The sequence below is a fragment of the Sorangium sp. So ce693 genome (genome assembly GCF_051521375.1).
Taxonomy (GTDB): domain Bacteria; phylum Myxococcota_A; class Polyangia; order Polyangiales; family Polyangiaceae; genus Sorangium; species Sorangium atrum.
In genome coordinates, this window is the sequence record NZ_CP150347.1 from 94,597 (window position 1) to 114,251 (window position 19,655).

A 19,655-nucleotide genomic window follows, 5' to 3' on the forward strand; every position below is an offset into this window, starting at 1 on the left:
TTTGAACCACAGAGACACAGAAGCGACAACAACAAAACCTCCGCACATCCGTGGTTCGTTTCGTCAATTTTTTCGATCGGATCGGTACCCTAGATCAACACGAAGTCCTCGGCCACGGAGACCTCCTCGGCCATGATGCTCGTGGTCTCGTCGTCGCGCTGGACGGCGAGCTTGTAGAGTTGCGCCAGCACGGCCGGGTGATCCTCGACCAGACCCATGAACTCGGTGGCCGGAAGGTACAGCGTCACGGTGGGGTGGACGGCGATCACATCGGCGTTCGCCGCGCGGCGGAGGACCATCGCGATCTCGCCGGCGACGTCGCCGGGGCCGAGCGTCGAGAGCACGAGCGGCTCGACGCGGGCGTCGTCCGCCGCGTCGCGCCGGACGACGGCGACCTCTCCGGAGGCGATGAGGAACAGGCCGGGGGGGCGCTCATCCTGGACGAGCAGCCGCTCGTTCTTCTCGAACGTGCGCGTGCGGAACCGCTTCACGAGCGCGGGCCTGTCGGCCTCGGGCACGACGCGGAGCACGTCGCTCATCCGGACGAGGTTCTCCACCATGCGGTCCCGGCAGTAGGCCGCGAGCTCCAGGCCGACCTCGGGCTCGCGCTGCGCGATGTCGTCGATGGCGTCGCGCTTCACCTCGAGCACGATGGAGGGCCGCGTGGCGACGACGCTCCCGGTGCGCGGGGCCCGGGAGAGCAGCGCCATCTCGCCGAACATGGCGCCGTTCGTGAGCCGGGCGAGGATGATCTCCTCGTCCACGCGCCGGCGCCGCGCCTCGAGCTCCCCGCGCGCGACGAAGTAGGCCTCGCTGCGCGCGGCGCCCTGCTCGATCACAATCGCCCCCGCCGCCACCCAGATGGGCGTGAAGGCGGCGCACAGGGCGCGGAGCGCGTCGCGCCCGACGGACGAGAAGACCGGCTGGGGCGCGATCCCGGGGTGATCGGTCTGGGCGGCCAGCCTGCGCGTGGCGTCGTGGATGATCTCCGTCGCCTTGTTGAGCAGGAGCGCGCCGGTGAGCACGGAGGCGAGCGGCTGGAACGCCTCGGCGGCCGGCAGGGGCGGCGGCGGCGGCGCGCCCTCGCCGAGCCGCGGCGAGTCCCGGCAGAACGCCCCGGCGATCAGGTCGAGCCCGGGCCCGGGATCGCCGCCGAAGCGCTCGCTCTCGCGCGCGGCCGCCACGGCCAGCGGCAGGTTCTCGAGGTCGATCGCGCGGGCGATCGCGGTGGAGCACGCCTCGCGCGCGGCCTCGTGCCGGTTCAGCTCGCCGAGGAGGCGACCGCAGAGGCAGAGCGCCGACGGCATCGTCGGGTCGTGCCGGACCAGCGCAGCGGCCCAGCGCAGCGCGGCGTCCCGCTCTCCCGCGAGCGCCAGCGAGAGCGCTCGGTCGATCGGCGACTCCGCCTGCTGGATCGAGCCCGGGAGTACCGGGGGGAGGGCCATGGTTGCGTGTATATCAGGGTTCCCTGCGCGACGGCAAAGAACGCGCCCGGTCGACGCCCCGCGCGCCCCGCGGAGCCCGGGGAAGGTCCGCGGCGTCGTGCTCAGCCGATGTTCAGCCGAGGTGCTGCTTCAGGAACGCGATGCTCCGTTTCCACGCGAGCTTGGCGGCCTCGGGGGCGTAGACCTCGGGGCGCGTGTCGTTCACGAACGCGTGGTCGGCGTCATAGACGTGGAGCTCCATGGACTGGCCGTGGGCGGCGAGCTCCTTCTGGATCGCCTCGGCGGCGGCCGGCGTGGCCCAGCCGTCGCGCGCGGCGAAGTGGGCGAGGATCGGCGCCTTGACGCGCGCATAGTCGGGCGCGGGGCTCGGGATGCCATAGAAGGGCACCGCGGCCTCGAGCTCGGGGATCGTCGCCGCGGCGGCGAAGCTCAGCGCGCCGCCCATGCAGAACCCGATGACGCCGACCTTGCCGGTCGACCGCTCGTGCGCCGACAGGAAGCGGACGGCGCCGGCGATCTCCGCGAGGGCGCGCGGCTTGTCGAGCTCGACCATCAGCCGGTTGGCCTCGGTGGCATCCTTGGTGGTCTTGCCGTGGTAGAGGTCGGGCGCGAGGGCGATGAACCCGGCATCGGCGAGCCGGTCGAGCAGAGAGCGGATGTGGTCGTTCACACCCCACCACTCCTGGATCAGGACGACGGCAGGCGACTTGTCCCCCTGCTTCGGCCAGACGATCTCGCCGGTCGCCGAGGACCCGTCCTTCGCGGGGAACGAAACCTTTTCGGACATGCGACTCCTCCCTTTCGAGACGGGGATCGGCTGCGCCGTCCGCGTCAGCAACCGGGGATCGGCTGCTCCGTCCCCTCCAACGATCGGGGATCGGCTTCGCCGTCCCCTCATGGCGCGGCGCAGGATAACCGCCCCGCGCACGTTGCGTAGCGCAAACTGCCTGGCACGCGCTCCACGCCGGGACGCCGGCGATGTAGATTGACGGCGTGGATGCGTTGGCCGGGCGATGGAGGCGAGCCGTCTCGTCCTTGAAGGAGCTCCGGCTGCGGGTCGCGTACCTGCGGAGCGAGGTGCTGCGGGCCGACCCGCCCTCGGTCGCCCGCGCGCTCGACGACCTCTGCCGCGACGCCGAGCAGGCCAACCCCCTCGCGCGCGACGTGCTGGGTGCCGTCGTGCCGATCCTCGCGGATCCTGCGCTCTCGGAGCGCGTCGAGCAGCTCCGGGAGCTCGCGTCCTCCCATGCCCTGCTGCCGCTCTCGCGCCTCTTGCGCCGCAAGGCGCGGCGGCCCGAGGTGCAGCCGGCCTCGCCGGCGCCCGACGAGCGGCTCCTCGCCACGTCGAGCGCCGGTCGCGCGCTCACGCTCGGCGAGCGGCGCGCGCTGGCCCGGCGGCCGACCCGCGCGGCCTTCGAAGCCTTGCTCCGGGACCCGCACCCGCTCGTCATCCGCAACCTGCTCGACAACCCGCGCTTGACCGAGGATGACGTCGTCCGCCTCGCGGCGCGGCGCCCGGCGAGCGCGGAGGTCCTGACGGAGATCGCGAAGCACCCCGAGTGGCCGCAGCGCGCGCGGGTGCGCATGGCGATCGTGCAGAACCCGGGCGCGCCGCAGGAGATCGCGGTGCCCATGGTGCGCCTCCTCCTGCGGCCCGAGCTCCTGCGGCTCGCGGCGGCGGCGGACGTGCCCGCGGTCGTCCGGGCCGCGGCGCGGGAGCTGCTCGATCGCCGCCCGCCGGTCCCGCACAAGCCGGGCGGCCCGCTGGCGCAGTGAGCGGCCCGCGGCGGCGTCCACGGTGGTGCTCGGTCAGCGCCTCGACGTGATCGGGGCGCTGGCGTGAATCTGGCGTGAATCGGCGCGCTGGCGACGCTACGCGACCTCGGCCCAGCACCGCGCGAGGCGGCGCACGCCCTCGTCGAGGTCCTCGTCGCACGCCACCGAGGAGAAGCAGAGCCGGAGGGCGAACGGGCTCACGGCGCCGTGGGCCCGGAACAGCGAGCCCGGGTCGAAGGCGACGCCGTGCTCGATGGCGGCGGCCAGGAGGAAGGCCTCGTTCGGCTCGGCGTCGGGCTCGACCCAGATCGCGAAGCCGCCGGTGGGGGGGTCGAACCGCCAGCCGGGCAGGTGCCTCCGGAGCGCCCGCTCCATCCGGTCGGCGCGGCGGCCGTAGAACTCCCGCAGGCGAACGAGCCGCTGATCGAAGTTTTCTGTGCGGAGGTAGTCTTCCAGGACGGCCTGCGGCAGGCTGGCTGCCTGCAGGTCGTCGGATTGCTTCAGCTGGAGGATCTCGGCCCGGAGCGAGCGCGGGGGCACGAGCCAGCCGATGCGGAGCCCGGGGCAGAGCGTCTTCGAGAACGTCCCGACGTGGAACACGCGATCGGGCGCTTCGGCGAGGAGCGGTCGCGGGGCGGCGCCGTCAAAGGACAGATCCGCGTAAGCGTCGTCCTCGATGATGGGCCGCAGGGTCGAGAGGACCCTGGCTCGATCGCTGCGCGACAGCTTGCGTCCACGCGGGTTGGAGACGGCGGGCATGAGGTAATAGGCATCGACGTGGCTGCCGTCATCGACGACGGTCGCGCCGAGCTCCCGGAACAGATCGAGCGCCCCGGGGTAGCTCTCGCGGTCGACGCCGGTCCTGGCGCGCGGTCCGCGGAGCAGCAGCTGCGCGGCGAGGGACACGGCCTGCTGTGCGCCGCTGGTCACGATGACGTCGTCGCGAGCCACCTGGGCGCCGCGCCGGCGCAGCTGCCCGGCGATCCAGGCGCGGAGGTCCTCGTCGCCCTCGGGCCAGCCGTACTGGAGCGCCGGGCAGCTGGGGTTCTGAAGGGCGCGAACGAACGAGGCCGCGAGCTTCGCGCGCGGGAACTCGCCCGGGGCGGGCAGCCCGCCCGCGAAGCTGATGAGCCCAGGCGTGTCCGCGGCCCGCCGCTTCAAGGCGTCGAACGGATCGGGGCCGTGTCCGGGCCTCGGCCCGCTCCGCGGCGCATCACGTGAGATCGGGGCCTGCACAGGCCGGGTGTGGGACGACGGGGGAGGACGGGTTGCGCGCGCGTTGGCATCCATAGAGTTCAGGGTCCGAGCGGGGCCATTCAAGGATGGTGCCGCCCGTGCTGCCCGTCTCCAGGCGCAGCGGAAGCGATCGCGTCTCAGGGCAGGGCAGAACTCCATGGAAAATTGGTTACATTGCGGCCGCCTGGGACGGGTCTGGGCGTGTAACGGCATGTTGCGGGGTGTGGCGTGCGCGCGCGGCGAGACAGGCTGCCACAGCACACGAGCGGGTGCGCCGAGGTGCCCCTCCGTGGAGGCGCTGGATCGGTGTGAGATCTGGGCAGGCAAACGAGGGGCGCGCGCGCATCGAGGCGCCGGCGGCCACCGGAGGCGCGTCCGCCGCGGGCAGCCGAGCGCGGCGTTGCGGAGCCGCGGAAGCGTGCGGCCGAGCTAGGGCTCGATACCCCAGGCGAGCTCGCCGGCGCGGTACCCGGTCACCTGCATCGAAGGCGTGAAAGCGGTCGCCGTCGCGCTGAAGGAGTAGTCGTTGGCCTGCGTCAGCTTATCGTAGTTCGCGTTGTAGATGGCAATCTCTGCGTATCCCGAGGTGGCGCCCGGGGCGAGGCTGCCTGTGGCGGATGCGAAGCCGATCTCGAGGTAGTGATCGGCGTCCGTGCCAGACGCTTCGTGAAACGTCCTGATGATGTTGTCGCGCCCACCGATGACCGACGCGAAGTCGCAGTTGCTCATCAGTGCCGACGTGAAACCGTCGGCCGTGAACCAGTAGCGAATCGTCACATCCTGGAGCGGGACGCTCGCACTCCCGGTGTTCTTGACCTGGACCTTGAAGGAGAGAAAGGCGGGGGTGGCGGCGGCGTCTCTCGTGGCGTACTGCACCTCGAGTTCCCCCGTGGGATCGCCGCCGGTGGTGGAGCTTGCGGCAGTGGAGCTCGTGGCGGTACCGCCTCCGGCGCCTGTCGTGCTGCTGGCGGAGGAGCTGGCCGAGCTGCTGGCGGAGGAGCTGGCCGAGCTGCTCGCGGAGGAGCTGGCCGAGCTGCTCGCGGAGCTGCTCGTCGTTGAGCCCGTGGCGTCCTCACCGCCAGCGCCGCCCAAGCCTCCGGCGCCGCCCGTGCCGTCGGCGCCACCTGAGCCTGCCGAGCCGCTCACCGCTGCGATCGTGACGGTCCCGCCCGCGCTGGACGAGCCGCCTGTCGCGCCCGTCGTGCCGCTCGCTGTCGTGCTGCTCGTTGCAGACACAGAGGAGCCGGCGCCGGCCGAGCTGGACGACGGCGCTCCACCCGAGCTGGCGCCGCCGGCCCCCGTGCTCTCGCCGTCCAGGCTGGCGCCTTGGGCACATGCCACGAGCGTCAGCAGCGAGATGGCACAGAGCGCGGTGGCTCCGTTCGGCCAGCAGCTCGATCTGTTGACTCGGTTGGCCCGATTACCGCGACTGCCCAGCTGCGGTGGCGCTCCTGCCCTCGTCGACAGCTTCCCCCCGGAACCCCCGATACGAGCTGCTCCAGAGGCCATCTGGCCGAGCAGCGACGCACACCTCACCATCGGTCGCATCTTGAACACCCCTGCGACAGCTCGACCAAATCCGAAGGCCGAACGGAAGGAAGTTGAGGCCAACAGCTTATACGAGACCGTCTGACATCAGCAAGAGGCTGGCCATGGGAACTTTCTGCCGATGTCGTAGATGATAAGGTATCCGTCTACATGCATTGGCCACAGATCGAGCAGCACCGAACCGCAGAGTCCAAGGATCGCCCCTTCTTCGAGGCGAAGGTGATGTCCCTCTGAGCGCTGCCTGTCGGCGAGGGCGCGAGGGGGTCACGTGGCGCGCGTGGGCTGCGAGGCCTCGAGCCGCGCCTTTTCGGCGAGCAGCAGCTCGGTGAACGCCGCGATGAACATGCGCCTGGCGAGCGACCCGAGCGGCTTGCCGACGAGCGGCAGCGGGATGTCGAAGCGCGATGTCCAGTCGATCTCCGTGCCCTCGCCGCGCGGGGTGAAGCGGAGACGCGAGCCCTGGTGCCGGAGCGGCTGCGTGCTCTCGACGATCTGGTAGTCGAACGAGGACGGCCGCTCGAAGGCCGTGATCTCCTCGACGTAGCGGATCCGCTTCCCGACGCGCACCTCGCGGAGGGCGCCGAGGCCGTTGTGCTCGGTGAGCCCTGGCCGGACGACCTTCGTGTGGGTGCCGTCCCCGGAGCGCAGGAAGCGCTCGTGGTCAGCCACCGCGTCGAAGACCCGCTCGACCGGCGCGTGGATGTAGACATTGACGTGGACCTCTTCCATGCGGCGACCATTGCATCCATCTCGCTGGGGGAGCACGCGGGCGGTCCGCCAATCGAGGGTGGGGCGGGGCGGATGAGCGGGGAGTTCGGTCGCTCCTTGCCAACCCGTCGCTCCTTCCTATAGTGAGTAAGTACTTACTCACCAAATCGGAGGCGGGGAATGACAGGAGCACTGGATGCGCTGGTGGTCGGCGGAGGGCCGACCGGGTTGACGATGGCCGGGGAGCTCGCCCGGCGGGGGCTCACGGTGCGGATCGTGGACAAGGCAACGGAGCCGCCGCCGGATCACTCGCGGGCGCTCGCCGTGCAGACGCGGACGATGGAGCTCTTCAGCAGGATGGGGCTCCTCGGTGCCGCAATGGAACACGCCGTGCGCGTGGGAGGGCTCAACGTCCTCCTCTCGAACGGACGGCGCGCCCGGCTGCCGACCCTCGACTTCCCGGAGCTATCCACGCCGATCCCGGGCATCTTCACCGTCCAGCAGTTCGACACCGAGCGCGTCCTGGGCTCCCGGCTAGCCGGGCTCGGCGTGACGCTCGAGCGCGGCGTCGAGCTCGCCTCCTACACGCAGGACAGCGCCGGCGTCTCCTGCACGCTCCGCCGGGCCGATGGGAGCATCGAGGAGGTGCGCGCCAGGTGGCTCCTCGGCTGCGACGGCGCGCGCAGCGCCGTCCGCAAGGGCGCGGACATCGCCTTCGAGGGCGACACCTACGACGATCACTGCATGCTCGGCGACCTCATCGTCGACTGGCCGCTGCCGGACGGCGAGATCTACATCAGCCCCTCGCGTCGCGGCGTCGCAGCGGCCTTTCCGGTGCCCGGCGCGCATCGGTTCCGGGTCGTCCTCATCCAGCCCGAGCCGTCGCCGGCGCACGGCGCGCCGGTCTCGCTCGAGGAGTTCGAGGCCGCGATGCGCGAGATGATCCCGGTATCGTTCAAGGTCGAGAGGGCGATCGTCCTCTCGCGCTACCGGCTGCACCACCGCGTGGCCACGCGGCTGCGCAAGGGCCGGATCTTCCTCGCCGGAGACGCGGCGCATATCCACAGCCCGGCCGGGGGGCAGGGCATGAACACCGGAATCCAGGACGCCTACAACCTGGCGTGGAAGCTCGCAGCCGTCGAACGAGGCCGGATGCCAGCATGGCTGCTGGACACCTACGAGCTGGAGCGGCTGCCTGTCGCCCGTCGGCTCGTCGATTTCACGGACCGCCTCTTCGGGCTCATGGCAGGGCACGGTCCGCTGGGCCGGACGCTGCGCGCGGTCGCGCCGCGCCTCGCGGTCCGCCTCCTCGGCATCCCCGCCGTGCAGCGCCGGATCGTGGGATTCCTCTCGCAGCTCAAGATCCGCTACCGGAACAGCCCGCTCTCCGTGCAGATCGGAAGCCCTCCCGAGCGCGGGCCCCACGCCGGGGATCGCGCGCCGGACGTCGTGCTGCGCAGCGAGGCGGGCGCGCAGGTCCACCTCTTCGACCTGATGCGCGGCGCAGAATGGATGCTGCTGCTCTTCACCGGCCCGCAGGCGGACGGCGGGGCGCGCGAGCAGGCACGGAAGCTCGCCGCGCAGCTCCGGGGACCCGACCTCGAGGCCCTGGTCATCGGCGCGCCCGAGGCCGGAGGCTATGCGGATCCCGACGGGCACGCCCACGCGACGTACGGCGCCGCGTCGGCGGCCGCCGTCCTCGTCCGGCCCGACGGCCATGTCAGCGTGCGCAGCGATCCGCTCGACGAGGGCGAGCTCCGCCGGGCCCTCGACCGGCTCTTCACGCGCAGGGCCGAGGCCGACGGTGGCCAGGGAGAGCGCCGATGAGCCGACGACCGCGCTCGAGCGACACGCTGACCGAGGCGCAGAAGAAGATCGTCGAGGCCGCCGTGGCGGCCTTCGCCGAGCAGGGCTTCCACGGGACCGCGACGCGGGACATCGCCCGGCGCGCAGGGGTCGCCGAGGCGACGATCTTCAAGTACTTCCCGAGCAAGAGGGACCTCCTCCTGGGGGTGCTCGGTCCCGCCATCGAGCACCTCGTGGGGCCCGCGATGGCGCGCTCCATGGATCCGCTCTTCGACGCGAGCTACCCGACCTTCGAGGCGTTCCTGCGGGCGCTCCTCGCCGAGCGCACCGCGTTCGTCCGCGCGCACCCGCAGCTCGCGCGCATCCTCGCGCAGGAGCTGCCGTTCGACGCCGAGCTGCGGATCGGCATCGCCAGCCGGGTGTACGCGCCGATCCTCGCGAAGGGGATCGCCCTGATCGAGCGCTTCCAGCGCGACGGGCAGGTCGTCCCGTGGCCGCCGCCCCTCGTCCTGCGCTGCATCGTCTCGACGTTCGCGGGGTACATCCTCCACCGCGTGTTCATCGCTCCCGACGCGGCGTGGGACGACGAGGCGGAGATCGAGCGGGTCATCGCGTTCGTGAGCCGCGGCCTCTCGCCCGGCCAGCCAGCGTGAGGTCGCGCCTGCTGCGCGCGGGCGCGCGGCCGCTCAGCTTGTGGTCAGCAGCGAGCGGAGCTGCGACGGCGACACCTGGTAGTCCTTCCCGCAATAATCGCAGCGGATGTCGAGGACCTTCCCGTCCGTGACCATCTCCTCGATGTCGCTCCGCGGCAGGCTCGCCAGCGTGGCCATGACCCGGAGCTCGCTGCAGCGGCAGCTGAAGCTGAGCGGCGAGTCGTCGAGCCGCGAGAACGGCATGCCGTAGAGCAGCTCGCCGAGCAGCACGTCCGCCGAGGCTCCCTCGTGCGCGAGCACGTCGTCGAGGCGCTCGAAATCCTTGAGCCGCTCGGTCATCACCATGAGCGGACCGCGCTCGACCTCCGGGAGCAGCTGCACGAGGTAGCCGCCGGAGGCGCCGACGCCGTCCTCGCCGATCAGCGTCGCCACCGCGATCATGGAGACGACCTGCTCCGATTCCTGCATGTACGCCATCAGGCCCGCGGAGATGCCGCCCTCGGTCGGGATCTCGACGACCCCCTGGTGGAGCATGCCGCTCGGCAGCGTGCGCATGACCTGAAGCAGCGACCCTCCGCCGATCTCCACCGCGCTCTCCGCCGTGGCCCCCTTGCCGAGGTTGACCAGGCCGCGGCTCGTGCCGTCCGGGTGCGAGTCGGCCACCAGGCTCCCGTGACCGGCCGCGCCCTTGACGATCGCCTGGACCCGCAGGTTCGGGGCCATCGCCTCGCGCACGAGGATGGCGCCGGTGATCAGCTCTCCCAGCCGCTGCGCGGTCGCGCCGGTCGCAGCTTGCACCGCGACGGCCCCCCGCACGGTCTCGGTGGTCAGCGCCGTGATGACGCGAAAGGCGCCATCCATCGTGATGGCACGGACGACGGAATCAGAAGGTCGGGGCAAGAGGCACTCTCCCGTGAGAAAACATCGTTAAGCCACGGACGGCCGATGGCAACCCACGGCGCATCGGTCGTCGCAGGCAGAGGCGCCCCGCGGGCGGGCGCGCCTCGCATAAAAGCATAGTTATTCCGTTGGCTTGTAGCACAGGCGCCCCCTGCTGCGCGACGCGGGGGCGCCCGGGGGGGAGAGCTCAGCTGCGCCGGCGGCGCCGGTGCAGCGCGGCGGCGCAGGCGCCGGCCGCGAGCAAGGCCCACGGCGCCGAGCGACCGCCGTCGCCGTCCGCGCCCACCGTGCAGGCGCAGCCGCCGCCTTGCACCACGACGCCCTCACCGGGGAGCGGCGTCGTGCACGGACCGATCGTGTCGTCGGAGTTGCGGCAGCCCGGGACGCACTCCTTCGTGGCCTCGTCGCACACCATCCCTGTGCCGCAGGCGCTGTCCTGCTCGCACTCCGCAGGCTGATCGTCCGCCGGGTTGTTCGGATCGCGCTCGCCCTCGTCGACCACGCCGTCGTGGTCCGCGTCCTCCTCGCCGTCGATCGCGCCGCCGCCATCGGTGTCGGCCTGCGTCGGCGAGGTCGTCGTTTCCCCCTCGTCGCCGTCCGGCACGCAGGTCTCCGCGTCGGCGTCGGTGTCCTCGTGCGAGCAGCCCTTGCCCAGCTCGGTCCCATCGAAGAGCCCGTCGTCGTCGCTGTCGGGATCGAGCGCGTTGATCTTCCCGTCCCCGTCCGTATCGACGCCAGGCTCGATCTCCTCGCCGTCGAGCGCGCCGTCGTCGTCGCTGTCGGCGTCGTCCGGATCGGTGCCGAGCGCGGTCTCCTCGCTGTTCGAGAGGCCGTCGCCGTCGCGATCGCCGCGATCGTCCCCGGGGTCGTTCGGATCGGTCTCGCCCTCGTCGACCTTGCCGTCGTGGCTCAGGTCCTCATCGCCGTCGCTCTGGCCGCCGCGGTCCGTGTCGGGATTCACCACGCTCGTCGTGGTGGTCCCGCCGTCGGCGTCGGGCATGCAGCTCTCGGCGGCGGCGTCGGTGTCCGCGTCCGCGCAGTCCTTCCCCGCCTCGGTGCCGTCGAAGAGCCCATCGCCGTCGCTGTCCGCGTCCAGGACGTCGGCCTGGCCGTCGCCGTCGCCGTCGTCGCTGGGGTTCGGCTCCTCGCCGTCGAGCAGGCCGTCGTTGTCGGTGTCGCGATCTTCGGGGTTCGAGCCGAGGAACACCTCGAGATCGTCGCTCAGCCCGTCGGCGTCTCCGTCGGCGTTGTGGCTGTCGTCGGCGCCGTGGCCGGCGGTCGGGTCGGTCTCGCTGGCCTCGCGCACGCCGTTCAGGTTGGCGTCCTCCGAGCCGTCGGTCGTGCCGCCTCGGTCGCTGTCACGGTTCAGCGCCGACGTCGTCGTGGCCCCGCTGTCCCCGTCCGCCGTGCAGTGCCCGGCGTCCGCGTCGGTTCCGGGGCCGTCGCAGGCGAGGCCCATCTCCGTGCCGTCGAAGAGGCCGTCGTCGTCGCTGTCCACGTCGAGGGGGTGGATGAGCCCGTCGCCGTCCGCGTCGTCCGACGGGTTCGGCTCCTGCCCGTCCCGCACGCCGTCGTCGTCCGAGTCCGCGTCGCCGGGGTCCGTGCCCAGCGTCCTCTCGAGGTCGTCGCTCAGCCCGTCGTCGTCCCGGTCGTTGTTCTCGTCATCGTCATCGGCGTGCCCGCGGGTCGGGTCGGTCTCGCCGTCGTCCGCGACGCCGTTCAGGTTGGCGTCCTCGGATCCATCGGTCGTGCCGCCCTTGTCCGTGTCCGCGTCGAGCGGCGACGTCTTCGTGGCGCCGGCGTCCTCGTCCGGTACGCAGTGCCGCGACGGCGCGGTGCCAGGGCCGTTGCAGCCCAGGCCGAGCTCGGTGCCGTCGAAGAGGCCGTCGTTGTCGCTGTCGACGTCGAGCGCGTTGACGAGCCCGTCGCCGTCCGTGTCGTGAGCCGGGTTCGGCTCGAGCCCGTCGCGGACGCCGTCACCGTCGGTGTCGGCGTCGTTCGGGTCCGTGCCGAGCGAGACCTCGAGATCATCGCTCAGCCCGTCGTGGTCGGTGTCCGCGTTCTGCGGATCGTCGTCGCCGTGGCCGGAGCGGGGGTCGGTCTCGCCCGCATCGAGCACGCCGTTCAGGTTGGTGTCCTCGGAGCCGTCGCTCGCGCCGCCGCGGTCGGTGTCGGCCTCGAGCGGCGACGTCCTGGTGGCGCCCGCGTCGCCGTCGGGAGCGCAGTTGCCCGCCGCCGCGTCGGTGCCCGGACCGTCGCAGCCCAGGCCGAGCTCGGTGCCGTCGAAGAGGCCGTCGTCGTCGCTGTCGATGTCGAGCGGGTTGATCAGCCCGTCGCCGTCGTTGTCGTCCGTCGGGTTCGGCTCGTCGCCGTCGCGCACGCCGTCGTCGTCGCTGTCGGCGTCGTTCGGATCGGTGCCGAGCGTCCTCTCGAGAGCGTCGCTGAGCCCGTCGCCGTCCGTGTCGGCGCGCCGGTCGTCGGCGCCGCGCCCGGTCGTCGGGTCGGTCTCGCCCGCGTCGAGCACGCCGTTCAGGTTGGCGTCCTCCGAGCCGTCGGGCACGCCGCCGTTGTCGGTGTCCGCGTCGAGCGGATCGGTCGTCGTCGCCCCGGCGTCGCCGTCGGGCACGCAGTGCCCCTTCCGCGGGTCCGTCCCCGGGCCGTCGCAGTCCGCCAGCCCGACCTCGGTCCCGTCGAGCAGCCCGTCGTTGTCGCTGTCGACGTCCCGCGCGTTGATGAGGCCGTCGCCGTCGGTGTCGCGATCCCAGAGCTGCTCGTCGCCGTCGGGCACGCCGTCGTCGTCCGTGTCGACGTCGTTCGGATCCGTGCCAGCGGCCTTCTCGTCTCCGTCGCTCAGCCCGTCGCCGTCGCTGTCGACGAGGATCTCCGTGGGCGGCGCGCCCGGCTCCGCGCCGTTGCCGTCCGTCGGGTAGTCCTGGGCAGCGCCCCCCTCGGGGCTCTGCCCGGTGATGATGGCCTGGTTCGCGATCTCGCCGCCCGTGTCCGGATCGATGGTCACGCGGAACCGCACCGTCGTGGTCTCGTTGACGCCGAGCGACCCGCCCTGGGCCGCGTCGGCGCCGTCGCCGAGCCGGACGCGGACCGCCCTCGATGCCGCGACGTATTCGCCCTCGTCATCGCCGGGCGCGTCGGTCACGCCGCCCAGGTTCGGGCCCGAGGCGATCTCGAGCGAGCCCGGCACGTAGGTGACCCCGGCGGGCAGCGGGTCGCTCAGCACGACGGCCGCGGCGTTGTCATCCCCGGTGTTGGCGACGATGATCGTGTATTCGAGCGTGTCCCCAGGCGTGACCCCGCCGCCGTTGAGATCGAGGACCGATTTGGTCGACGTGGAGAGATCCGGGAGGCGCGTCGGCACCGACGTGATCAGGCCGCCGAGCAGGTAGCTGTCGGCGCCGTTGACGGCCGCTCCGACCTGGGCCTCCGTGTCGCCGGCTGCGAGCAGGGCGGCCGGCACCTGGACCACGTCGATGTCGATGCCGCTCATGCTCAGCGGCCCGCCGGTGAGCCTCGGCAGATCGCCCGCCGAGGACATCGGCGCGCCGAGGAACGAGCGGGAGCTGTTGAAGAAGTTGTTCACCGGGTTCTGCGCGTCGAACAGCGCGGTCCCGTTCCACTCGAGCGCGTCGCCGGTCGAGCTGTCGCCGTCGTACCCGACGACGCCGAGCTTCGCCTGGCCCCCGCCCGAGGGGACGACGAACCCCGAGATCCTCCACCCCACCGTCGCGCCGTCGATCACCTGATCCAGCCCGTCGAAGACGGCGAGGTTCCGCGCGGGCCCGGTCGTCAGCTCGTAGAGCACGACCATCCACCAGCCGGCGAACGCGATCTGCTGGCTCACGCTGTTCAGAACGGTGCCGTTGGAGATCCCGCTCAGGCGATACGCCCCCGCGCCGCGCGTCTGCACGATCGAGGTGACGTTGGCGACCGTCTGGGCGTGGGCGAGGCCCGAGATCTCCGTCTGGCCCGAGACCGTACCGGTCACGCTGGAGGAGAAGACGCCAGGCCGATCCAGGGTCACGGTGAGATCGGCCGAGGTGCCGCTGTCGCGGCTCATCGTCCAGTAGAGGTACGCGTGGGTCACCCGAGCGCCCGCGGGGAGGCTGAGGACCGCGGTGCTGCGGGCCGCCGCGGGATCGATGGTGGTGCTCGCCTCGGCCTGTCCTGCGAGGGGGCTGTCGCCCCGCCAGTAGATGTCGGGCGCCGAGTCCGCCAGCGTCGCGGCCGTGCCGCACGTCCCGACCGTGCCCACCAGCGGCGCGGGCGTGGACGACGCGCAGTCGTGCGCCAGCGTGTTGCCGATGAGGACGAAATCACCCCGCTGCGCGACCTGGACCCGCCGCACTGGAGCCGCGCTCGCGGTCCCATAGAGCGCCCCGAGCAGCGCGGCGCTCGTGAGCCCCGTGAATGCCAATCGCTTTGCCATCGACGCCTCCAGCCTAGGGCTGCTTCTTTTCCTTCTCGATGATGTTGAACTGGACGCGCCGGTTCTTCTGGCGACCCGCCTCGGTCTTGTTCTCCGCGATCGGGACGTCGGGCCCGTAGCCCTTCGCCTGCATGCGCTGGGCGGCGATGCCGCGATCGACGAGCGCCTTCAGCACCGACTCCGCGCGCGCCTGGCTCAGCTTCGTGTTGAACTGGCGCGTGCCGCGGTCGTCCGTGTGGCCCTGGACCTCGATCTTGAGGATCTCCGGGTGGTCCTTGAGCACGCCGGCGACCTCGTCGAGCAGCTCGTTGCTCACCGGCCGGATGGTCGCCTTGCCGATGTCGAACTGCACCTGCTGCAGGATGACGATCTCGGTCTCGGTCACCCGGACCGCGACCGGGCACCCGTTCTGCGTCGGATCTTCGTTCGGCTTGCCCTTCTCGTTCGGGCAGGCGTCCTTGTCGTCGCGGATGCCGTCGCCGTCGGTGTCGCCCGGGCAGCCGTTCGTGGCCGGGTCGGTCGTGACGAGGCCGGCCAGATCCGGGCAGGCGTCCGACGCATCGGGGACCTTGTCCCCGTCGCGATCGGGCGGCGGCGGGCACCCGTGCTGCTTCGGGTCGTCGTTCGCCGGGCCGGCCTGCTCCGGGCACGCGTCGATGTCGTCCGTGATGCCGTCCTTGTCGCGGTCCCCTGGCGGCGGGCAGCCGTTCTTCTTCGGGTCCGGCGAGGCGACGCCGGCCACGGCGGGGCAGGCGTCGACCGCGTCGAGGATGCCGTCGTGGTCCGCGTCCTTGGGCGGCGGACAGCCGTTCTTCGCGCGATCCGGGCTGCGGACGCCCGCTGTGTGCGGGCAGGCGTCGTCCGCGTCGGCGATGCCGTCGGCGTCCTGGTCCTGCACGGGCGGCTTCACCTCGGGCGAGTAGGAGACCATGGCCACCGCGCGGAACGAGGGGGTGCCGACGCCGGGGGTGAGGCCAGGGCCCACGCCGAGCCCGGCCTCGAAGTCGTCCGCGAAGCGGTAGCGCCCGCCGAGCAGGGCTTCCAGGTTGGTCGTGCGCTGCTGGACATCGGTGACCGTGATGGCGCCGGTGATCTCGGGGCCGATCTGCAGGCGTCGCTCGTCGTCGAGCAGCAGCCCGAGGCCGGCGCCCCAGTGCACCGTCATGCCCTGCTCGACGTTGGCGAACTGCTTCGTGGACCGGAACTCCGGCCCCGCGGCGAGCGACCACACCGCGCGATCCAGGTGGCCGCCGAGGACGAGCTGCGGACCGCCGCGCACGCTGCCGTCGCCCGAGTACGCCTCGGGATCGCCGGTCGGCAGCCATACGTAGCCGCCGAGGGCGATCTGGAACGGATCGAAGTAGCCGCCGAAGAGCGTCGCGCGCGCGCCGAGCCGGAGATCCCCGAGGGCGCTGCTGGTCGGCTGCGGCAGCAAGGCGCCGGAGGCGGCCCCGCCGTCGCCCGACTGGAGCGCGAGGGGCAGATCGATGTTCACCGTGAGGCGCTCCCAAAGAGAGAGCGAGGCGCTCAGGTGGAGCAGGAGCTGGCTGCCGACGACCTTGCCGTCACCGAACTCCTCGTTCCCCGACAACCGCCGCAACACGAGCGGATCCTGGGCATAATCGCCGAGGAGCATGAGGTGGGGTGTGGCGCTCCCTGCCGTGTAGGCGGACTGGACTCCGAACATCCTGTCGCCGGCGGGCGCAGGCTGGAACCTGTCGAGCGCGAAGCCTTCGGGTCTCGCGGGTTCCTGCGCCTCGGCGTGAGCCGCTGCGCCGAGCAGGCACAGCGCCGCCGCGAGCGCGGCCGTCGGATGGGTCCCCTGTGTACGAGCCGGCATGAACGAGGTCGCCTCCCTGCGCGAAGGAACAGCAAGTTCCAGGAGTATCGACCGAAACGGCGGCGGCGTTCAACGTTTCACGAGGTTTTTGGACGCGCGCCGGCCGATCGGGCCAGCTCGGGCGCTGCGCTCTGGGGTGTGGGGGCGTGGCGTTCCTTCGCCGGCTCACGGCGCGGATCGAGCCGGCGTCCGGAGTTTCCTGCGCGGAAGGTCAGGCCCGCTGGCGTCGTGAGTCGGCGGTGTGTCGCCTGGTACGGCAGGGTTGCTACCGGGGAGCGGCGGCGGTAAAGCGGCCGCCTGACCCCGCGGCACGCACTGCTCGCGGTACTCGTTCAGGAGGGACCATGGCGCGCGAACCCAAGAACTTCGACAACCTCCTCGGCGGCAACGCCAAGGGCTTGAGCGACCTGCAGCTCAAGGCGCACTTCACGCTGTACCAGGGCTACGTGAAGAAGCTCAACGAGATCTGGGAGCAGCTTGGCAAGGCGGACCGCAGCGCGCCGAACTACTCGTACAACGCGTACAGCGAGCTGAAGCGTCGCGAGCCGGTCGCCTTCAACGGTACGGTGCTCCACGAGCTGTACTTCGAGAACATCGGCAACGGCTCGACGCAGCCGAGCGCCCAGTCGAAGAAGCTCATCGAGGCGTCGTTCGGCAGCTTCGACGCCTGGCTGGCCGACGCGAAGGCGGCGCTCCTCAGCGCGCACGGCTGGACGGTGCTCGTGTACGACTACCAGGAGCAGAAGCTCTTCAATAACCTCATCCGGACCGAGCACGATGTCGGTCTGTTCGCGAACACGCATATCATGGTCGCCGTCGACGCCTGGGAGCACGCGTACTTTGCGGACTACCAGACCAAGAAGGCGGACTATGTGGCCAACGTCCTCTCGGGCCTGAACTGGGACGTGATCAACGCGCGCCTCGCGCAGATCGGGCCGCACGCTCAGCAGGGTTGATTCGTTGCACGGCGGGGGCCTGCACCCCCGCCGTCCCACCGGCGAGTTCGGCGCTCCCTGCGCCACGCGACGACCACCTTCCCCTCGGGCTGGACTGCCCAACGAGACGCGGCTTTCCAGATCATGGCTCGCCCCCAGTGCCCCGGCCGCGTTCGTCCTGTAGACTGGGCGCGGCGATGAGCAAGGCCGAGCCGAGCACCCGCGCCGTCGGGGAAGAGAGCCTCATCTACGTGCGCCGGATCCACCGGCGCGACCTGAACCGGGTCTGGGAATTCCTCAAGAAGGTGTTCCGTGACGTCAACCGGGAGACGGTCGAATACCAGCGGCCTCGCTCGAAGAAGCGGTTCCTCGAGGTCTACGAAGAAGAAGGGGTCGAGCAGCTCCTCTTCGAGGTCCGAGCGGCGCATGGTCAGGAGATCGTCGGCTACGCGGAGTGCGCCTTCGAGATCACCGGGACCGATAACTGGATGAACGAGCGCTACTTCACGAAGCACGACATGCGCCCGCTCTTCGTCGAGGAGCTCGCGGTCCACCCCGAGTACCAGGGCCGCGGCGTCGGCGCCTTCATGCTCGAGCAGCTCGAGCACCTCGCGCGTATCCACGGTTGCACCCACCTCGTGCTGGAGGTGGCCGAGAACAACATCGGCGCCCTCAAGTTCTACCGGAAGCGCAGCTTCTACCGGCTCGACGCCGCGATCTTCATGGCGAAGAAGGTCGCTGTCGACGCGGAGCTCCTGCCGCCTCGGGCGCTCAAGAAGCCCCGCAACCCGGACGCGCTCGGCGCGCCCGCGAAGCCGAAGCGAGCGCCGCGAAAACCGCTGAAGGCGCGCGGCGGCGAGAAGAGGTCGAGCGCCCCGCCGCCGACGTCGCGCCTGCCCGGCCCCGCGACGGACGAGGAGAGCGATCCGCTCGACGAGGTGGAGACCGACGGCGGGGGCGACCCGCCGTGAGCCCGAGCGCGAAGAGGCGCCCTCGCCACGGCGGATAAAAGGCGGCGTCGGTCGGGGTTAAACCCTGCCGTGCTGGCGCAGCGTTGCTGGCAAGGACAGCGCGTGATCGATGCAGGCCCGGATGTCGTCGAAGCTCGACAGGCCGTACCAGAACACCGTCCAGTTCTCGTTGCGGTAGCTGCCCTCGGCCTGCTGGAAATACCAGGGGTTGATCTCGTTGCCGTTCCGGGCGCGCCAGAACAGCTTCGGGTTCTCGTTCTTCATCCGCGTCCAGAGCGAGCCGCCGATTCCCACGCCCTGCGCCTCCGAGGTCACCGCGAACTTGTCGAGGTACGGAGTGAGCGGGGCCCTCCCGCCCGGGTCGAGCGTGAGGATCGCCGTCGCCCGGTAGGAGTCGGACAGGTAGATGCGATAGAAAGGCTTCTTGTCGAAGTAGTGCTCGTCGAGCTTCCGCTGGAAGCACGCCTCGAGCAGATCGCGGAGCCGGATGCGGTCGATGGCGTCGTCCAGCGCGTCGTGCCGGAGGATCCGCTCGCCGCGACGGACGAGCGTGCCAGAGCCCGTGTGCGTGAAGAGCTCCTTCGCCAGGTGATCCGGCGATGTGATCGAGACCGAGGAGGTCGCCGGCAGCCCGTCGAGCAGGAGCTTGATCTCCTGCAGCTTGAGGCGCATGCCCCCGTTCAGCGAGGGCTGGGCCATCAGGCCCGCGAAATCCTCCTCGAGGTTGATCGCCGAGATGATGCGCCCGTGCTCGTCGAGGAGGCCGCCCGTGCTCGTGAGGAAGATCATCTTGAACGGCTGCGTCGCGAGCGCGAGCTCGCGCGCGGCGACGTCGGCGTTGATGTTGAGGATCTGCCCGCCCGGCGTCTCCCCGAGGCAGGCCAGGATCGGCAGGTGCCCGGCGCGGAGGCTGGACCTCACCGCGTCGACATGGACGCGCTCGACCTTGCCCACCAGCCCGAGGCGCTCCTCGTCGAGCAGCGAGGCCTCGAAGACGCCCGCCGTGATCGGCCGCGTGCGCGTGCCCATCTCCTCGAGCGCCTCGACGAGCCGCAGGTTCTCGCGGAGGAAGACGCGGCGGGCGATCTCCAGGATGCGGGGCGTCGTGACGCGCAGGCCGTTGACCCGCTCCGTCGGGATGCCCGCCTGGGCGAGCGCCCGATCGAGCTGCGGCCCGGCGCCATGGATGACGACGGGGTACAGCCCGACCTGGTTCAGGAACACGAGCGAGGTCGCGAGCGCCTCGAGGTCCTCGTCGAGGATGGCGCCGCCGACCTTGATGATGGCGAACTTCTGCTGATCGACGGCCGCGTACTGCTTCAGGTACTGCTCGACCTCCTTGCGGCTGCCGAGGTTCCTGAGCAGGCGGACGATGACGTCTTGCGTCGAACCCATC

The 19,655-nt window shown here is 71.2% G+C and carries 15 protein-coding genes; 6 read left to right on the forward strand and 9 right to left on the reverse strand.

Annotated elements, in window-relative coordinates:
- Positions 1 to 89: 89 nt before the first annotated feature.
- Positions 90 to 1,445, reverse strand: coding sequence for a cyclic nucleotide-binding domain-containing protein (locus tag WMF14_RS00355; RefSeq protein ID WP_437798181.1), 1,356 nt, complete (start codon positions 1,443 to 1,445; stop codon positions 90 to 92).
- A gap of 112 nt (positions 1,446 to 1,557) precedes the next feature.
- On the reverse strand, positions 1,558 to 2,232 hold the full coding sequence (locus tag WMF14_RS00360) for a dienelactone hydrolase family protein (RefSeq protein WP_437798183.1): 675 nt from the start codon (positions 2,230 to 2,232) through the stop codon (positions 1,558 to 1,560).
- Positions 2,233 to 2,480: 248 nt separating this feature from the next.
- On the opposite strand from WMF14_RS00360, the gene WMF14_RS00365 reads away from it, so the two are divergent.
- Complete coding sequence (locus WMF14_RS00365; RefSeq protein ID WP_437798185.1) at positions 2,481 to 3,221, forward strand: hypothetical protein; 741 nt, start codon at positions 2,481 to 2,483, stop codon at positions 3,219 to 3,221.
- 96 nt (positions 3,222 to 3,317) lie between these two features.
- Here the strand turns inward: WMF14_RS00365 and WMF14_RS00370 are convergent, their stop codons facing one another.
- The gene (locus WMF14_RS00370; RefSeq protein WP_272097114.1) at positions 3,318 to 4,382 is read right to left on the reverse strand and encodes a PLP-dependent aminotransferase family protein; all 1,065 of its coding nucleotides are present in this window, start codon (positions 4,380 to 4,382) and stop codon (positions 3,318 to 3,320) included.
- Between the two features lie 504 nt (positions 4,383 to 4,886).
- Positions 4,887 to 5,333: a cellulose binding domain-containing protein gene (locus WMF14_RS00375; protein ID WP_437798187.1), complete on the reverse strand. Its 447-nt coding sequence runs from the start codon at positions 5,331 to 5,333 to the stop codon at positions 4,887 to 4,889.
- A gap of 31 nt (positions 5,334 to 5,364) precedes the next feature.
- On the opposite strand from WMF14_RS00375, the gene WMF14_RS00380 reads away from it, so the two are divergent.
- Positions 5,365 to 6,090 carry a hypothetical protein gene (locus tag WMF14_RS00380; protein ID WP_437798189.1) on the forward strand — a complete coding sequence of 242 codons (726 nt, stop codon included), beginning with the start codon at positions 5,365 to 5,367 and terminating at the stop codon, positions 6,088 to 6,090.
- A 179-nt stretch (positions 6,091 to 6,269) separates the two neighbouring features.
- On the opposite strand, the gene WMF14_RS00385 is transcribed toward WMF14_RS00380, so the two are convergent.
- On the reverse strand, positions 6,270 to 6,734 hold the full coding sequence (locus WMF14_RS00385) for an SRPBCC family protein (RefSeq protein WP_437326926.1): 465 nt from the start codon (positions 6,732 to 6,734) through the stop codon (positions 6,270 to 6,272).
- 159 nt (positions 6,735 to 6,893) lie between these two features.
- Between WMF14_RS00385 and WMF14_RS00390 the strand changes: the two genes are divergently transcribed.
- Both WMF14_RS00390 and WMF14_RS00395 read left to right on the forward strand, forming a co-directional pair.
- Positions 6,894 to 8,540 carry an FAD-dependent monooxygenase gene (locus tag WMF14_RS00390; RefSeq protein ID WP_437798191.1) on the forward strand — a complete coding sequence of 549 codons (1,647 nt, stop codon included), beginning with the start codon at positions 6,894 to 6,896 and terminating at the stop codon, positions 8,538 to 8,540.
- A complete protein-coding gene (locus WMF14_RS00395; protein ID WP_437798193.1) occupies positions 8,537 to 9,172 on the forward strand; it encodes a TetR/AcrR family transcriptional regulator in 636 nt (211 codons plus the stop codon). The genes WMF14_RS00390 and WMF14_RS00395 overlap by 4 nt, the downstream gene beginning before the upstream one ends.
- Positions 9,173 to 9,205: 33 nt before the next feature.
- Here WMF14_RS00395 and WMF14_RS00400 read toward each other — a convergent pair whose 3' ends face one another.
- The 3 genes from WMF14_RS00400 to WMF14_RS00410 all read right to left on the reverse strand — a co-directional run bounded on the left by WMF14_RS00400 (position 9,206) and on the right by WMF14_RS00410 (position 16,353).
- Positions 9,206 to 10,072 (reverse strand): Hsp33 family molecular chaperone HslO, encoded by an 867-nt coding sequence (locus tag WMF14_RS00400; RefSeq protein WP_272097120.1) that lies wholly within the window; start codon positions 10,070 to 10,072, stop codon positions 9,206 to 9,208.
- 187 nt (positions 10,073 to 10,259) lie between these two features.
- Positions 10,260 to 14,513: a hypothetical protein gene (locus WMF14_RS00405; protein WP_437798195.1), complete on the reverse strand. Its 4,254-nt coding sequence runs from the start codon at positions 14,511 to 14,513 to the stop codon at positions 10,260 to 10,262.
- Between the two features lie 13 nt (positions 14,514 to 14,526).
- Positions 14,527 to 16,353, reverse strand: a complete 1,827-nt coding sequence (locus WMF14_RS00410) for an OmpA family protein (RefSeq protein ID WP_437798197.1) — start codon at positions 16,351 to 16,353, stop codon at positions 14,527 to 14,529.
- Between the two features lie 344 nt (positions 16,354 to 16,697).
- Between WMF14_RS00410 and WMF14_RS00415 the strand changes: the two genes are divergently transcribed.
- Positions 16,698 to 17,309: a superoxide dismutase gene (locus WMF14_RS00415; RefSeq protein ID WP_272097123.1), complete on the forward strand. Its 612-nt coding sequence runs from the start codon at positions 16,698 to 16,700 to the stop codon at positions 17,307 to 17,309.
- Positions 17,310 to 17,485: 176 nt separating this feature from the next.
- Positions 17,486 to 18,259 (forward strand): GNAT family N-acetyltransferase, encoded by a 774-nt coding sequence (locus tag WMF14_RS00420; protein ID WP_272097124.1) that lies wholly within the window; start codon positions 17,486 to 17,488, stop codon positions 18,257 to 18,259.
- Between the two features lie 57 nt (positions 18,260 to 18,316).
- On the opposite strand, the gene WMF14_RS00425 is transcribed toward WMF14_RS00420, so the two are convergent.
- A complete protein-coding gene (locus WMF14_RS00425) occupies positions 18,317 to 19,654 on the reverse strand; it encodes an acetylglutamate kinase (protein WP_437798200.1) in 1,338 nt (445 codons plus the stop codon).
- Position 19,655: the final 1 nt, after the last annotated feature.

Excerpts from the sequence above, each read along its gene's own strand:
- WMF14_RS00355 (WP_437798181.1), bottom strand. The coding sequence starts at position 1,445 with ATGGCCCTCCCCCCGGTACTCCCGGGCTCGATCCAGCAGGCGGAGTCG.
- WMF14_RS00360 (WP_437798183.1), bottom strand. The coding sequence starts at position 2,232 with ATGTCCGAAAAGGTTTCGTTCCCCGCGAAGGACGGGTCCTCGGCGACC.
- WMF14_RS00385 (WP_437326926.1), bottom strand. The coding sequence starts at position 6,734 with ATGGAAGAGGTCCACGTCAATGTCTACATCCACGCGCCGGTCGAGCGG.
- WMF14_RS00390 (WP_437798191.1), top strand. The coding sequence starts at position 6,894 with ATGACAGGAGCACTGGATGCGCTGGTGGTCGGCGGAGGGCCGACCGGG.
- WMF14_RS00395 (WP_437798193.1), top strand. The coding sequence starts at position 8,537 with ATGAGCCGACGACCGCGCTCGAGCGACACGCTGACCGAGGCGCAGAAG.
- WMF14_RS00405 (WP_437798195.1), bottom strand. The coding sequence starts at position 14,513 with ATGGCAAAGCGATTGGCATTCACGGGGCTCACGAGCGCCGCGCTGCTC.
- WMF14_RS00410 (WP_437798197.1), bottom strand. The coding sequence starts at position 16,353 with ATGCCGGCTCGTACACAGGGGACCCATCCGACGGCCGCGCTCGCGGCG.
- WMF14_RS00415 (WP_272097123.1), top strand. The coding sequence starts at position 16,698 with ATGGCGCGCGAACCCAAGAACTTCGACAACCTCCTCGGCGGCAACGCC.
- WMF14_RS00420 (WP_272097124.1), top strand. The coding sequence starts at position 17,486 with ATGAGCAAGGCCGAGCCGAGCACCCGCGCCGTCGGGGAAGAGAGCCTC.
- WMF14_RS00425 (WP_437798200.1), bottom strand. The coding sequence starts at position 19,654 with ATGGGTTCGACGCAAGACGTCATCGTCCGCCTGCTCAGGAACCTCGGC.